This window comes from Haemophilus sp. oral taxon 036 (assembly GCF_002998595.1).
Taxonomy (GTDB): Bacteria; Pseudomonadota; Gammaproteobacteria; order Enterobacterales; family Pasteurellaceae; genus Haemophilus; species Haemophilus haemolyticus_K.
The window spans coordinates 1710583-1726285 of record NZ_CP027235.1; the positions used below are offsets into that span (position 1 = coordinate 1710583).

The window sequence follows — 15703 nt, forward strand, 5'->3', positions numbered from 1 at the left end:
ATAAAAATAGACGCCTATGATATAGTGAATTGTTAATAATTAAAAGGACTTAATACCTTAGAAAGTAAAAAAACTGCCGTTCATAAAAATAACAAGAAATTTAACCGTACTTTAGATGAATTTTACTTCGTTAATTTTATAAATATTGTTATATATCAAGATGTTTTCTATTTTTCTCGTTAAACTAAAAAAGATATTTTTAAAAGGAGTGAGAATATGATTTCTCAAACAGATAAAACAGAACTTTTAGAACGATTTTTACATTATGTGTCTTTTGACACCCAATCAAAACCTCATGCGAAGCATTCTCCCAGTTCTGTCGGGCAAATGAAGTTAGCCATGCAGTTGCAAAAAGAATTAGTCCAACTTGGTTTGGAGAATGTTGAAGTCAGTAAATATGCGGTGGTAACAGCATTTTTACCCGCTAATGATCCTAACTTAACGAAAACCATTGGTTTAATTGCGCATCTTGATACGTCTCCGCAATGTAGTGGTAAAAATGTACGCCCAGAAGTGATAGAGCAATATCGTGGCGGAGATATTGCATTAGGTATTGGCGAGGAGTTTATTAGCCCTGTTTATTATTCTTTTATGCAAAAATTGGTGGGGCAGACTCTGATTGTTGCCGATGGAACGACTTTGCTTGGGGCGGATAATAAAGCAGGAATTGCAGAAATTATGACCGCACTTTCCATTCTTCAAAAAGAAAATATTCCTCATTGCAATATTCGCGTTGCTTTTACGCCTGATGAAGAAATTGGTTTGGGAATCCATTATTTCCCAATGGAAAAATTTTCCTGTGATTGGGCATATACCATTGATGGGGGAGAAGTAGGGGAATTAGAATACGAAAACTTTAATGCTGCAACGGCAAAAGTGCGTTTTTTTGGGCGGAGTATTCATCCCGGTTACGCAAAAGGAAAAATAGTGAATGCACTGACTTTAGCTTGTGAATTTCAGCAAGTTTTTCCTGTTGATGAAGTACCAGAAAAAACGGATGGGAAAGCGGGCTTTTATCATTTAGAAGATTTTTCTGGCGATATTGAGCAAGTAGAGCTCACTTATTTGATTCGTGATTTTGATGAGCAGAATTTCGCACAAAGAAAAGCTTTTATTAAAAGTCAGGTGGAAAAATTTAATGCTAAGAAAGGTTTGAAAAAGCCTATTGAGTTAGACATTCAAGATAGCTACCAAAATATGTATGATGTGGTAAAAAATGTTCCTCAATCAATTGAACTTGCCGATCGAGCAATGAAAGCGGTAGGGGTTAAACCAAGTCATAAGCCGATTCGAGGTGGTACAGATGGGGCATTTTTAGCATCTAAAGGTTTAGCATGCCCGAATATTTTTACTGGCGGCTATAATTTCCATAGTAAACACGAGTTGGTTTCTTTACGAGGCATGGAAAAGACTGTCCAAGTAATTATCGAAATGCTGAAATGTAAAGATCTGTAAAGAAACGTAAAGATTTGTAAAGAAATGTAAAGATTTCTCTTGCTATTCTTTAGATTAGTCAATATAATGACCCTGTTTTATCGAGATTCCTTTGATAAAGCTAAACTTTAGAGATTTTATTCATAAATTCCTTTTTGATGCTCCTAATGATTTAGGGGCTTTTTTTATCTATTGTAAATGCATTGTGTCATTTAGTTTTTCAAGGCTAAAGCCTTTTTCACTGTCATAATGAATAATGCTAATAGCAGTATTTAATAAAGATACTGATTTGTTTTTGTCTCTGTGATTTTGCCAAGTTGCGCCATTGAGTAAAGCAATTAATAGACGCAAGGTATGCCCATGCGATACCACTAAAATATTCCCTTCTTGATGAACCTTAATGATGTCTTGTAGTGCTGCGATAGCTCGTTTGGCTAGTTCTTCATAGGTTTCTCCACCATTCGATTCAGCTTTATAGTTTGCAGGATCATTAATCATTTGTTGGAATTCTGGCAAAGGTCGGATCAATTCTACATTTGTTCCTTCCCAACTACCAAAATAATGTTCATTTAATCCACGATGTTGGAATAAGGGAATGTCTTGATCGCCAATAATATAATTGGCTGTGTCAATGGTACGTTGTAAACAGCTCGAATAGGCCGCAATAAAATCGACATTTTGTAAAGCTTGCCCAGTTTTTACCGCACTTTGAATGCCTTCTTCTGTTAATGGAGAATCTCCACTGCCTTGCATTAATCCTTGTTCGTTCCAAACAGTGCGGCCATGACGAATAAAATAAAAGGTCAGTTGTTTTTTCATTTTTAGGAATATTTATTGGTAAGGTTTATACCTTAAGTGAGGAATGTAATATTAAAAAGGGCGCTTAAAAACGCCCTATGTTTGGTTTTATTAACGAGAGTAATATCCCGCCATTGAGCTATATACCGCATTTTCACTTTGCAACACTTGATATTTCGCGTTCAAAATCGCAAGTTGTGATGATTTTTCAGTATTGGCTGCAACTAACCATTCGCGTAATTCGGACACGCCAGCATTATAGCGATTTCGATAATATTGCGTGATACGCTGATTGTAACTATGGGTTTGCTGTAAATTACTTAATGTACTTTGCGCTTGAGTAAAGGCAAAGTAGTTGGTATCCACATTATTGAGAGCCGTGGTAATACGTTGTTCGTAATTTAAACGTGCAGTTTCATAGTCAGCTTCAGAAATTTTAACGTTCCATTTTACGGTGTTCCAATTTAAGAACGGTAGGCTAATTCCTACTGTGCCAGCTGCCACAGGATTGTGTAACGCCGTGCCAACAGTACTTGCTGTTGACGATAGGCTTCCACCTAAATTTACTTCAGGGAACCAACTTTTTTGAGTTGCTTTGGCATTTTTGAATGCACTACTTAAACGGAATTGTGCTGCTTTTACATCAGGACGATTTGCAATCACAGATACAGGAACATTCAAATTCACCCCAGCAGTTTTCACATTCATAATATGAGGGAATGTGATATTTAACGTATCGTTTGGTTTTAAGTTCAGCAGATTGCGTAAGGTTTGTTCTGCCGTTTTGCGTTGGGTTTCAAAATTTAATTTGTTATTACGCGCCGTTAATACTGCTTGTTGCGCTTGATCAACACTGACCCCATCAGCCACACCTTGGGCTAAACGCGTTTGCATAATATTACCAATGTCAGTGTAATATTTGATTGTTTCGTTGGTTGTGCTAATTGCATCATTTAAATAAGCAATTTGATAATAAGTTGTTACTACAGAATTGATTAATGATAAACGAGCAGATTCCATGTCTTCTGCGCTTGCTTTGTGCGACCATTCCGCAGCATCAGCGGCATTGGCTAAACGTTGCCAAAGATCTAATGTATAGCTCACATTTAAAGAACCTTTGTGTGAAATGGCAGAGTTTGCACTTGTGTCAACTCGACGTTGTGCCGCAGATGAAGTTGAACCATTAAACGCAGGCACTAAATTTGCGCCCACTAAATTTGCACTATAAAGCGCACGGTTTACCGCCACTGCTGCTTTAGCTAAATCTTTATTGTTTATTAAAGCTTGTTCTACGACGCGATTTAATTGCGCATCGTTATACAATGACCACCAATTTTCTTTTACATTATATTGCTTGGTAATTTCTTCATATTGCTTGTAATCTTCAAGGCTAGCTTGATAAGAATCGCCAATATTGGTACATCCCACTAATGCACCAGACATCAACAAAGCAAGCGTCATATTTTTCATTTTAAACATTGAGTTTTCCTTCTTACGAAAATGAGTGGAAAGTGCGGATGATTTTAACCGCACTTTTGTGTTTTACAAAATGTCTTTATTCTCTTGCAAGAGCTGTAATTGGATCTAATTGTGCTGCGCGTTTTGCCGGCATATAACCGAAGATCACACCAATCAAGGTCGAGAAGACCACTGCAGCAACAATTGAGCCCGTTGAGAATGCCATCGTAAAGTCAGTCATAAATACGTTAAATAGCAGACCGATTAAGCCTGAAAGTAGAATACCCGTCACACCGCCAATTAAACAAATCAGAACGGCTTCAATTAAAAATTGTTGCAGAATATTGAATTGTCTTGCCCCAATAGCCATGCGCAAACCAATTTCTTTGGTTCGCTCTGTTACGGAGACCAACATAATATTCATCACCCCAATCCCACCAACGATTAATGAAATAAAGGCGATAGAGGAAATGAGTAATTTCATCGTGCCTGTTGTGCTTTCAATAGTTTGTTTAATGGTATCGCTATTCATGATAAAGAAATCTTTTTTACCATGACGCATAGTGAGCAATTCAGTAATTCCTTTTTCAGCGACAGTCGTATTCACTGAATCATCAACTTTAACGGTAATCGAACCAATTTTTTTGCTACCCGAAATACGATTCATCACGGTGGTGTAAGGTGCATACAGATTAAGTGAACTGCTTGCTCCGCCCATTTGTTTATCAGATACCACACCAATAATACGTAATGGACGTTTATTAAACATCACAATTTTGCCGATAGGATTTTCATCCGGGAAAATCGACTTTTTCGCACTTTCATCGATTAAGGCTACTTGATTGTTATCAGCCACATCTTGAGCAGAAAATAAATTACCGGATTTTAGTTTTAATCCATCTACATCAAAATATTGTTCGCCTACACCTTTTAAACTGGTTGAAGAGAAAGTCTGGTTACCATAAATTAATGTGCCACTTGATGAGCTATTTGGTGTGACACTTTGTACATAGCTTTGTTGATTTAAAGCAGTGGCATCATTAATTGTAAGGTTCTGCATCTGTTCAGCACGACGATCACCAAAACCAGTACCATTAAAGATGGTCATGGTACTTGTACCAATGCCTTTAATGTTAGCCAAGATTTTTTGTTGAGAACCATTTCCCAATGCCACGACGGAAACCACAGAAGTAATCCCGATAATAATCCCGAGCATGGTTAAAAGAGAACGCATTTTGTGGGCAATAATTGCACTCACAGACATACGAAAGGCTTCAACAAATTGATCTTTGCTGAACCCAAAGTGCGGTTTAGATTTGGTTGGATTTTCGACCGTACTTTTTACCGCTTCTTTTTGCGTATCGCCAATGATTTCGCCGTCTTTAATTTCAATCACGCGATTCGCACTGGCGGCAATTTCTCGGTCGTGAGTTACCATAATAATAGTATGGCCTTCTGCGTGTAATTGACGCAGAATTTCCATCACATTTTGACCGCTTTGAGAATCCAATGCGCCAGTGGGTTCATCAGCTAAAATAATTTCACCGCCATTCATCAATGCACGCGCAATACTCACACGTTGTTGCTGACCACCAGAAAGCTGGCTTGGTTTATTTTGCCATTTATCGCCTAAACCTAATTTTTCTAAAAGTTGTTTCGCACGAGAAAGACGTTTTTCTTGGGACATCCCCGCATAAATTGCAGGCAAGGCGACGTTTTCTGCTGCGGTCAAGCTCGACAATAAGTTATAGCGTTGGAAAATAAAGCCGAATTTTTGGCTACGTAAATCTGACAGCTGATCTTTGCTTAATTCAATGGTTTCTTTGCCATTGATTTTGTAAGAACCACTGGTGGCAGTATCCAAACACCCGATGATGTTCATCAAGGTTGATTTACCGGAACCAGATTGCCCAATAATCGCGACGAAATCGCCTTTTTCAATATTTAAAGAGACATTCTTCAAAATATGAACACGATTTTCGCCTTCACCGAAGTAACGGTTGAGATCCTTAATTTCAATAATATTCATTAATTTTCTACCGCACTTTTAGAACATTCTTGGACCACGAGGCATAGAGCCTACTTTTTCACCATTGGCCACTTGTGACACGATAACTTTTTCACCTTCGTTTAAACCAGATTTGATTTCAGTGTGGAAATCATTTTGTACACCGGTTTCAACTTCACGCTGTTCAGGTTGATTTTTGTCATTCAATACATTAACAAAGCTTTTGCCATCACGTTTTTGAATCGCCATATTGGAAACCAATAACACGTCTTTCGCATTGGCAATTTTGATGTTGTTTTCTGTCGTCATTCCGATACGTAATGTTCGATCAGGGTTATCAATCAATACATTAGCGTAATAGTAAATGGCACTGGTTGTGGAATTACTATTGCTTGAACTTGTCGAAGATGATGTTGAAGAACTATCTGTTGTCGTGGTATTGGCTGGATCAACAGAATCAATGACAGAGTGATACAGGGTTTGGCTATCCGATAAAATCGTAAAGCTCACTTTTTGGCCGGCTTTAACTTTGGTAATGTCGCCTTCTGAAATTTCAGGTTTAATTTTCATTTTGCTTAAATCGGCAATGGTTACAATTGTTGGTGTCGTTTGGTTGGCATTAACGGTTTGACCTTCTGAAACAGGCACAGAAATAACGGTACCATCCATTGGAGCGGTGATTTTGGTGTAGCCCACATTGGTTTCTGCGGTATTCACTTCAATTTCAGCTTGTTTGATATTGGCTTCAACTGCTTCCACTTCAGCTTTTGCATTATCAAGAGTGCTTTTAGCCGTATTCACATTATCTAAAGATGTCGCTTTTTGTGTATAAAGTTTTGATAGGCGGTTATAGCTTGAAAGGGCAACATCATAAGCGGTTTTCTTCGCTCTTAATTGTGCTTGATAGCTCACCAATGCAGCCTTTTTAGTATTTAGGGTATTAATTTGGGTTGTAGAATCAATGTCTGCGATCATTTCGCCTTTTTTGATTTCTTGCCCTAGTTTGACATAGAGTTTGGTGATTTTACCCGAAGCCTGGGCGCCGACATCAACTTCATTCACGCTTTCAACCGAACCAGAAGCGACAACGGTTTTTTCCACATTGCCACGGGTAACGGATTCCGTCAGATAGGTGGTTTCTTGTTTGTTATTGCTTGAGAAAAAATAATAAGCTGCACCAGCAGCGACGAGTAATCCGAGTAAAATAAAAAAGCGTTTTTTCATAAAGACTTTGTTATCCTAAATAAAAATGAACGTTTGTTCAGTAAAGGTTTATTCTAAAGGTAAACTTTTCAGTTTGCACGAAAAATCTTCAAGTTAGACCTAAAAATCCTAAAAGATTCAGTATTAATTTAATCAAAGTGCGGTTAGTTTAGCGATCAAATTCACAAAGCCTTGCTTTTCGTATAGAATGGCAAATTATTTTTTCTATTTATGAGAAAGTTATGAGCAATACAGAAATTCTAGAAAGTGCAGAAAATACTCGCACTCACAATTTTATTACCCAAATTATTGATGAAGATTTAGCTTCGGGTAAACATAAAAGCGTTCATACCCGTTTTCCGCCTGAGCCGAACGGCTATTTACATATCGGTCATGCGAAATCTATTTGTTTAAACTTTGGCTTAGCCAAAGAATATCAAGGTTTATGTAACCTACGTTTTGACGATACCAATCCGGTGAAAGAAGATGTGGAATATGTGGATTCCATCAAAGCTGACGTGGAATGGTTAGGTTTCAAATGGGAAGGCGAACCGCGTTATGCATCTGATTACTTCGATGCGCTTTATGGCTATGCGATTGAATTAATTAAAAAAGGCTTGGCCTATGTAGATGAGCTTTCTCCAGAAGAAATGCGTGAATATCGTGGTACGTTAACCGAGCCTGGTAAAAACAGCCCATATCGTGACCGCACTATTGAAGAAAACTTAGCTTTATTTGAAAAAATGAAGAACGGTGAGTTTGCAGAGGGTAAAGCAAGTTTACGTGCAAAAATTGATATGGCATCGCCATTTATGGTCATGCGTGATCCAGTAATTTATCGTATTAAATTCGCTAGCCATCATCAAACAGGTGATAAGTGGTGCATTTATCCAATGTACGATTTCACCCACTGTATTTCTGATGCAATCGAACGTATCACTCATTCAATCTGTACATTAGAATTCCAAGATAACCGTCGTTTATATGATTGGGTGTTGGAAAATATCAGTATTGAGCGTCCATTACCGCATCAATATGAATTCTCTCGTTTAAATTTAGAAGGCACGTTAACGTCTAAACGTAAATTATTGAAATTAGTGAATGAAGGCATTGTGGATGGTTGGAACGATCCGCGTATGCCAACGATTTCTGGTTTACGCCGTCGCGGTTATACACCGGCTTCGTTACGTGAATTCTGTCGTCGTATTGGTGTGACTAAACAAGATAACGTGGTGGAATATTCTGCGCTTGAAGCCTGTATTCGTGAAGATTTAAACGAAAATGCACCACGCGCAATGGCAGTGATTGATCCTGTTCGTGTCGTGATTGAAAACTTTGAAGGCGAAGAAACCTTAACGGCACCAAATCACCCAAATCGTCCTGAATTAGGTGAGCGTCAATTACCGTTTACGAAAGAGCTATATATTGATCGCGCAGACTTCCGTGAGGAAGCGAACAAACAATATAAACGCTTAGTATTAGGTAAAGAAGTACGTTTACGTAATGCTTACGTGATTAAAGCTGAACGTGTCGAAAAAGATGCAAATGGTGAAATTAGCACGATCTTCTGTACTTACGATCCTGAAACTTTAGGTAAAAATCCTGCTGATGGTCGTAAAGTCAAAGGTGTTATTCACTGGGTTTCTGCAGCACGTAATCACCCAGCTGAATTCCGTTTGTATGATCGCTTATTTACCGTACCAAATCCAGGTGCTGAAGATGATATTGAAAGCGTGTTAAATCCGCATTCTCTCGTGGTAAAACATGGTTTTGTAGAACAAAGCTTGGCTGCGGCAGAAGCAGAGAAAGGTTATCAATTTGAACGTGAAGGTTATTTCTGTGCAGATAGTAAAGATAGCCGTCCTGAACATTTGGTATTTAACTTAACAGTAAGCTTAAAAGAAGGCTTCTAATTTTAATCAACCAAGTGCGGTCAAAAAAAAATGTGATTTTGACCGCACTTTTTATTTGTATCTACCATGCAATCCAGTATGCAACTTGAACCTAATTTTTGGCAAACAAAATCCCTGCTTGAAATGACCGAATCTGAATGGGAATCCTTATGTGATGGCTGCGGCAAATGCTGTTATCGCAAATATATTCAAGGGCGAGGTAAACGCCAAAAACTCTATTACACCAGAATTGCTTGCAACCTTTTAGATGTTGAAACAGGAAAGTGCGGTAATTATTCAGAGCGTTTTAAAATTGAAACCGACTGCACCAAACTCACTAAAAAGAATTTACCTGATTTTCATTGGTTGCCTGATACTTGTGCCTATCGTTTGCTTTATGAAGGAAAAACACTCCCTGAATGGCATCCACTCATTTCTGGTCATTCAGATTCCTTGAAAAATGCTGATGTTTTAATCAAAAATGGTGTGCATGAACGCGATGTGATTGATTGGTTTGAATTTATTATTGACGAAGATCACACTTTTAAATAAAGCCGGTTGTCATCACTTTCAGCTTGGTTATAATCCCTAACAAGAGTTATACAGTTGTCATGTGGTGTCTATGCAAATCTCGGATTCTCTCAAACAAAAAGCAGAAAAATGCGGTATCGCGCTTTCTCATTATGATATTGATGGACATCTTATTTTCGCAGATGAAAAGACGGTTTCAACTTTTGTTGAGCTTTTGCAGCCTCCGCCAAAAGCGAAAGGACAGTTTGATGATGTACTGGCAGCATTTGAAAATGAACCGATTGATTATCGACTCAATCGTCTAGATTTGCCGCCTGCCAGTGAATATCGTTATCAGCTGATTGATGAATCTAATGCTATTCTGGTAGAAAAAACACTTTCAAATTTATCCGCACTTTCCTTGCCTCCACTTCCTTTTGGCTATTATCAATTATCTATTTTTTCCGATACTGAACAGTACCGTGTTCGTTTACTTATTTCTCCTAAAACAGCGTTTCAACCACCCGTATTAAAAAATAAAAAAGTGTGGGGCGTGAATGTGCAACTTTACAGTTTACGCTCAGAACAAAACTGGGGCATTGGCGATTTTGGTGATTTAGCCTATTTGATCGAACAAAGTGCAAAACAAGGTGCGGATTATGTGGGAATTAATCCATTACATTTGCCATATCCAGCTGTGCCAAACTGGGCGAGCCCTTATAGTTCATCCTCTCGTCGTTGGTTGAATTTTTTATATTTAGCGATTCCAGCGTTACCAGAATTTAAGCGTTGCCGTTCAGTGCAAAATTGGTTTAAGCGTGAGGATATTCAAGCAAAAATTGGTGCTTTGCGTGAAAGTGATTGCGTCGATTATTCTTCAATATTGGCTTTAAAATTAACCGCACTTGAATCCCTGTTTGATTTCTTTCAACGTAGTCAATCCGCTGAAATTGTGACACGTCGAAAAATCTTTGCTGATTATTTAAAAAACAAAGGTGAACCTTTGTTGTTACAGGGGTTATTTAATGTATTAGATTTACAAGAACACGCCGATCATCAAGCAGAAGAAAATAGCATCGGTTGGCTTGGCTGGCGTAAGGAATGGCAACATTTAAGTGCAGCAAAAAGAAAAGCCCTATTAAAAACAAACCATGAGCAAATCCAATTTTTTGCTTGGTTGCAATGGCTCACGGAAGAACAACTTTCCGCATTACAAAATCTTTGTAAACAATCTGGTATGAAGTTGGGCATTTATGGCGATTTAGCGGTGAATAGTTCTCGTGGTAGTGCTGATGTATGGAGCGATCCTGATTTATATTGTGTAAATGCCTCTATTGGTGCGCCACCTGATCCCTTAGGCCCTGTCGGACAAAATTGGAATTTGCCACCTTATAATCCAACCGTGCTAAAAACACGTGGCTTTGCACCATTTATCGATATGCTACGTGCCAATATGCAATATTTCGGTGTGCTACGCATCGATCATGTTATGGGCTTATTCCGTTTGTGGTGGATTCCGGAAGGAAAAACCGCGGCTGATGGCGCTTATGTTCATTATCCTTTTGATGAATTAATGGCGATTCTTGCCATTGAAAGTGTACGTAATGAATGTTTAATTATTGGTGAAGATCTCGGCACCGTGCCTGATGAAGTGCGGTGGAAATTAAACGAGTTTCAAATTTTCTCTTATTTTGTATTGTATTTTGCCCAACGAAATGGCGAATTTCCTCTTATATCTGATTATCCTCGAAATGCTTATGCCACCATTGGCACGCATGATGTTCCCTCATTACAAAGTTTTTGGCATTGCCGTGATTTAGAATTATTTAATCAACTCAGTATTCTGAATGGGGAAGTGCTCAAGCAAAAATACGATCAGCGCGTTGTTGATAAACAATCCTTATTAAATAGTTTACATCGTGATAATTATTTACCACCGCATTATGAAGGTGATGCGCTTTCTATGGCGATGCACGATCATTTAAACCGAATGATCCATCATTATTTAGCGGAAAGTAATAGCCGATTGATTGGTGTGCAATTAGAAAATTTACTTAGCCAAGAAATCAGTTTTAATTTGCCGGGCACCTCAAATGAATACCCAAACTGGTGTAAGAAACTTTCTCAACCGTTAGAGTTTATTTTTAGCAATGAAGCTTTAAAAACGTTCTTTGTGCAAATTAACCAAGGGCGAAATGTATAAGGAGTAAATATGACAACCGCAGTAACACAAGCAATTATTGATGGTTTTTTTGATGCGAGCAATGGCGATCCTTTTGCTACGCTTGGTATGCACGAAACTGAGCGAGGAATTGAAATCCGTACGTTATTGCCAGATGCCAATCGAGTGGTAGTTATTGAGCGTGAAAGTGGTAAAGAAATAACGGAACTGGATTGTGTCGATGAGCGTGGCTTTTTTGTTGGTGTTATTCCAAATTGTCGTCATTTTTTTGCTTATCAATTACAGGTTTTTTGGGGCAATGAATCGCAAATAGTCGAAGATCCTTATCGTTTTCATCCTATGATTGATGATTTAGAACAATGGCTACTTTCTGAAGGTTCTATGCTTCGTCCATATGAAGTGCTTGGTGCGCATTTTATGGAATGTGATGGTGTGAGTGGGGTGAATTTCCGCTTGTGGGCACCGAATGCCAGACGCGTTTCTATTGTGGGTGATTTCAATTACTGGGATGGTCGTCGTCATCCTATGCGTTTTCATCTAAAAAGTGGTGTTTGGGAGCTCTTTTTACCCAAAGCCAGTTTAGGACAGCTCTATAAGTTTGAATTAATTGATTGCTATGGCAATCTTCGTTTGAAAGCCGATCCATTTGCCTTTAGTTCGCAACTTCGCCCTGATACAGCATCGCAAGTGAGTGCATTGCCAAATGTGGTGGAAATGACGGAACAACGTCGTCAAGCAAATCAAGCGAATCAACCGATTTCCATTTATGAAGTACATTTAGGATCTTGGCGTCGTAATTTAGAAAATAATTTTTGGCTAGATTACGATCAAATTGCTGATGAATTAATTCCTTATGTAAAAGATATGGGCTTCACCCATATAGAATTTTTACCGCTTTCTGAATTTCCATTTGATGGTTCTTGGGGCTATCAACCACTCGGACTTTATTCGCCCACCAGTCGCTTTGGTTCACCCGAGGCATTCCGCCGTTTAGTAAAACGCGCACATGATGCGGGAATTAATGTGGTTTTAGATTGGGTGCCAGGTCATTTCCCAAGTGATACTCACGGCTTGAGTGCTTTTGATGGCACGGCTCTTTACGAACACGCTGACCCTCGCGAAGGTTATCATCAAGATTGGAATACCTTGATTTATAACTATGGGCGTAATGAGGTCAAAAATTTCTTATCCAGTAATGCACTGTATTGGCTTGAACGCTTTGGTGTAGATGGTATTCGCGTGGATGCCGTGGCTTCGATGATTTACCGCGATTACAGCCGTGCAGAAGGTGAGTGGATTCCAAATCAATATGGCGGACGTGAAAACTTAGAAGCTATTGAATTTTTAAAACATACCAACTGGAAAATTCACAGCGAAATGGCCGGTGCTATTTCTATTGCGGAGGAATCTACCTCTTTTGCTGGTGTGACTCACCCGAGTGAAAATGGTGGATTGGGATTTAATTTTAAATGGAATATGGGCTGGATGAACGATACGCTCGCCTATATGCAGCTTGACCCAATTTACCGCCAATATCATCACAATAAAATGACTTTTGGGATGATGTATCAATACAGTGAAAATTTTGTGCTACCACTTTCACATGATGAAGTGGTGCATGGCAAATATTCGCTTCTCGATAAAATGCCAGGTGATGCATGGCAAAAATTTGCGAACTTACGTGCTTACTACGGCTATATATGGGGGCACCCGGGTAAAAAATTGCTCTTTATGGGCAATGAATTTGCTCAAGGTCGTGAGTGGAATTACGAAGAAAGTTTGGACTGGTTTTTGCTTGATGAAAATATCGGTGGTGGCTGGCATAAAGGCGTATTGAAATTAGTAAAAGACTTGAATCATATTTACCGAGAAAACTCACCGCTCTTTGAACTGGATTATTCACCTGAAGGCTTTGATTGGCTTGTCGTTGATGATGCGGCAAATTCTGTATTTGCTTTTGAGCGTCGAAGCTCAAATGGAGAGCGCATTATTGTCATCAGTAACTTCACACCTGTGCCACGCTATAATTACCGTATTGGGGTAAATGTTGCAGGCACTTATGAAGAAATTTTGAATACTGATTCTATGTATTATCAGGGCTCCAACGTGGGCAATTTTGGCTATGTAACAAGTGAAGAAATTGAAAGCCATGGACGAGAAAATTCTATTTCGATTTCTATTCCACCGTTGGCGACAGTTTATTTGAAATACAATTTGTAAGATATGTTTACGATTTATAACAACGGCAAACCAGCACCAATGGGCTATTTAATATTCACCGAGAATGGCGTGAAGGTGACTAATTTTGCACTGTTTTCTGCTGCAGCGAGTGGGGTTGAACTTTGTCTGTTTGATGGCGATAAGGAAACGCGCTTTCCTATGGTTCGCACAAATAATGTATGGCATTTAGCTGTAGCAAGCGTAGAGGTTGGGACAGAATATGGATTCCGCATTCATGGTGAACATGCCAATCCGAATAAATTAATGCTCGATCCTTATGCGAAAGCGGTGAATGGTAAACCGGATCTAACTACCGAAGAAAGTCGTTCTTGGTTTTTAATGAATGATCATCGCGATAATGCTCATATTGCGCCAAGAGCGGTGATTATTTCTGAAGATTTTGATTGGGAAAATGATACCGCACCCAATACGCCTTGGGCTGAAACCATTGTGTATGAATTGCATGTCAAAGGTTTTAGCCAACTTAACGACAAGATTCCCGCTGAATTACGGGGTACCTATGCGGGCTTAAGTCATCCTATTAATTTAGCTTATTTAAAAGAATTAGGTGTGACTGCTGTGGAATTGCTGCCTGTAAATTTCCATATAAATGAACCGCACTTACAGGCACGAGGCTTACAAAATTATTGGGGATACAATCCCTTAGCGATGTTTGCGGTCGAACCTAAATATGCGGCAACAAATAATCCATTAGCTGAATTTAAATCGATGGTGAAGGCGTTTCACAAAGCGGGTATTGAAGTTATTTTAGACGTGGTATTTAACCATTCTGCAGAATCAGAGCAAACTTACCCAACATTCTGCCAGCGTGGTATTGATGATCAAACTTACTATTGGCGCAACGATCAAGGGCGTTATATCAATTGGACAGGCTGCGGCAATATGCTCAATTTATCCTCTGATGTAGGGCGAAAATGGGTCGTAGATTGTTTACGTTATTGGGCTGAACAGTGTCATATTGATGGTTTTCGATTTGATTTAGCCTCTGTGCTTGGGCGTGATACACCAGATTTTAATGCACAAGCTCAGCTTTTTACTGACATAAAAAATGAGCCAAGTTTACAAAATATTAAATTGATTGCAGAGCCTTGGGATATCGGACATTACGGTTATCAAGTAGGAAATTTCCCAAATTACTTTGCGGAATGGAATGATCGTTTTCGTGATGATCTTTGCCGTTTTTGGTTATGGAAAAGTGGTGAAATCGGCGCATTTGCAGAACGCTTTGCAGGTTCTAGCGATTTATTTAAGAAAAATGATCGCTTGCCACATACGACGCTTAATTTTATTACCGCCCATGATGGTTTCGTCATGCAGGATTTGGTGAGTTATAACCAAAAACATAACGAAGCGAATGGCGAAGAAAATCGTGATGGTCGCAACGAAAATTACAGTTATAACCATGGGGTAGAAGGTTCTACTGAATCCCTTTCTGAACCGCAAAAAAGTGCGGTGGAAAATAACCGCACTTTTGCACAAAGCGGATTATTAATGAGTTTATTGCTGGCGAATGGCACGCCTATGCTTTTGGCGGGCGATGAGTTCGGTAACACTCAATATGGTAACAATAATGCCTATTGCCAAGATAACGAAATTACTTGGCTGAAATGGGCAAATTTTAACAAGGAATTATTTGAATTTACCAAGCAAACGATTGCGGCGCGTAAGCAAATTGGTAGTTTAAATCGGAATCAATGGTGGTCAGGTGACAATGTGCAATGGCTTAACATTCACGGTAATCAGATGACAGTTGACGATTGGCAAAATCAACAAACCAAAGCATTACAAGTAGTTTTAGATAAGCATTGTCTTTTATTGATTAATGCCAAAGCCGAAGGACAGGTTTTTCATTTACCCGATGGAAAATGGACACCTCAAATCGGCACACATAATTTAACCCTCGATGCACAACAAGCTGAGCTTAGCTCAATGGGCTTTTGTATGCTGAGTGACGAATAACTATAAGACTATGGAGAT

10 protein-coding genes are annotated in these 15703 nt (G+C 38.9%); 6 read left to right on the plus strand and 4 right to left on the minus strand.

The window, feature by feature from the left end; translation table 11 throughout:
- Positions 1 to 216 precede the first annotated feature (216 nt).
- Entirely contained in the window at positions 217 to 1455 is a 1239-nt protein-coding gene (pepT, locus tag C3V42_RS08225) for a peptidase T (protein ID WP_106014240.1), read from the plus strand.
- A gap of 168 nt (positions 1456 to 1623) precedes the next feature.
- On the opposite strand, the gene C3V42_RS08230 is transcribed toward pepT, so the two are convergent.
- The 4 genes from C3V42_RS08230 to C3V42_RS08245 form a co-directional block, all read right to left on the minus strand.
- Positions 1624 to 2253 carry a histidine phosphatase family protein gene (locus C3V42_RS08230; protein WP_106014241.1) on the minus strand — a complete coding sequence of 210 codons (630 nt, stop codon included), beginning with the start codon at positions 2251 to 2253 and terminating at the stop codon, positions 1624 to 1626.
- 90 nt (positions 2254 to 2343) lie between these two features.
- Positions 2344 to 3711: a TolC family protein gene (locus C3V42_RS08235; protein ID WP_106014242.1), complete on the minus strand. Its 1368-nt coding sequence runs from the start codon at positions 3709 to 3711 to the stop codon at positions 2344 to 2346.
- Between the two features lie 76 nt (positions 3712 to 3787).
- The gene (locus C3V42_RS08240; RefSeq protein ID WP_106014243.1) at positions 3788 to 5719 is read right to left on the minus strand and encodes a MacB family efflux pump subunit; all 1932 of its coding nucleotides are present in this window, start codon (positions 5717 to 5719) and stop codon (positions 3788 to 3790) included.
- An 18-nt stretch (positions 5720 to 5737) separates the two neighbouring features.
- Positions 5738 to 6922 (minus strand): efflux RND transporter periplasmic adaptor subunit, encoded by a 1185-nt coding sequence (locus tag C3V42_RS08245; RefSeq protein WP_106014244.1) that lies wholly within the window; start codon positions 6920 to 6922, stop codon positions 5738 to 5740.
- A 221-nt stretch (positions 6923 to 7143) separates the two neighbouring features.
- Between C3V42_RS08245 and glnS the strand changes: the two genes are divergently transcribed.
- The 5 genes from glnS (at position 7144) to glgX (ending at position 15685) form a co-directional block, all read left to right on the plus strand.
- Complete coding sequence (glnS, locus tag C3V42_RS08250) at positions 7144 to 8814, plus strand: glutamine--tRNA ligase (RefSeq protein WP_106014245.1); 1671 nt, start codon at positions 7144 to 7146, stop codon at positions 8812 to 8814.
- Positions 8815 to 8892: 78 nt separating this feature from the next.
- Complete coding sequence (locus C3V42_RS08255; RefSeq protein WP_164994239.1) at positions 8893 to 9345, plus strand: YcgN family cysteine cluster protein; 453 nt, start codon at positions 8893 to 8895, stop codon at positions 9343 to 9345.
- 70 nt (positions 9346 to 9415) lie between these two features.
- The gene (gene malQ, locus C3V42_RS08260) at positions 9416 to 11506 is read left to right on the plus strand and encodes a 4-alpha-glucanotransferase (RefSeq protein WP_164994240.1); all 2091 of its coding nucleotides are present in this window, start codon (positions 9416 to 9418) and stop codon (positions 11504 to 11506) included.
- 9 nt (positions 11507 to 11515) lie between these two features.
- A complete protein-coding gene (gene glgB / locus C3V42_RS08265; protein ID WP_106014248.1) occupies positions 11516 to 13705 on the plus strand; it encodes a 1,4-alpha-glucan branching protein GlgB in 2190 nt (729 codons plus the stop codon).
- Between the two features lie 3 nt (positions 13706 to 13708).
- Positions 13709 to 15685: a glycogen debranching protein GlgX gene (glgX, locus tag C3V42_RS08270; RefSeq protein WP_106014249.1), complete on the plus strand. Its 1977-nt coding sequence runs from the start codon at positions 13709 to 13711 to the stop codon at positions 15683 to 15685.
- The last annotated feature ends 18 nt before the right edge of the window (positions 15686 to 15703 follow it).

Bases quoted from the DNA above. Each gene is read 5' to 3' on its own strand.
- pepT (WP_106014240.1), top strand. From the start codon at position 217: ATGATTTCTCAAACAGATAAAACAGAACTTTTAGAACGATTTTTACAT.
- C3V42_RS08230 (WP_106014241.1), bottom strand. From the start codon at position 2,253: ATGAAAAAACAACTGACCTTTTATTTTATTCGTCATGGCCGCACTGTT.
- C3V42_RS08235 (WP_106014242.1), bottom strand. From the start codon at position 3,711: ATGTTTAAAATGAAAAATATGACGCTTGCTTTGTTGATGTCTGGTGCA.
- C3V42_RS08240 (WP_106014243.1), bottom strand. From the start codon at position 5,719: ATGAATATTATTGAAATTAAGGATCTCAACCGTTACTTCGGTGAAGGC.
- C3V42_RS08245 (WP_106014244.1), bottom strand. From the start codon at position 6,922: ATGAAAAAACGCTTTTTTATTTTACTCGGATTACTCGTCGCTGCTGGT.
- glnS (WP_106014245.1), top strand. From the start codon at position 7,144: ATGAGCAATACAGAAATTCTAGAAAGTGCAGAAAATACTCGCACTCAC.
- C3V42_RS08255 (WP_164994239.1), top strand. From the start codon at position 8,893: ATGCAACTTGAACCTAATTTTTGGCAAACAAAATCCCTGCTTGAAATG.
- malQ (WP_164994240.1), top strand. From the start codon at position 9,416: ATGCAAATCTCGGATTCTCTCAAACAAAAAGCAGAAAAATGCGGTATC.
- glgB (WP_106014248.1), top strand. From the start codon at position 11,516: ATGACAACCGCAGTAACACAAGCAATTATTGATGGTTTTTTTGATGCG.
- glgX (WP_106014249.1), top strand. From the start codon at position 13,709: ATGTTTACGATTTATAACAACGGCAAACCAGCACCAATGGGCTATTTA.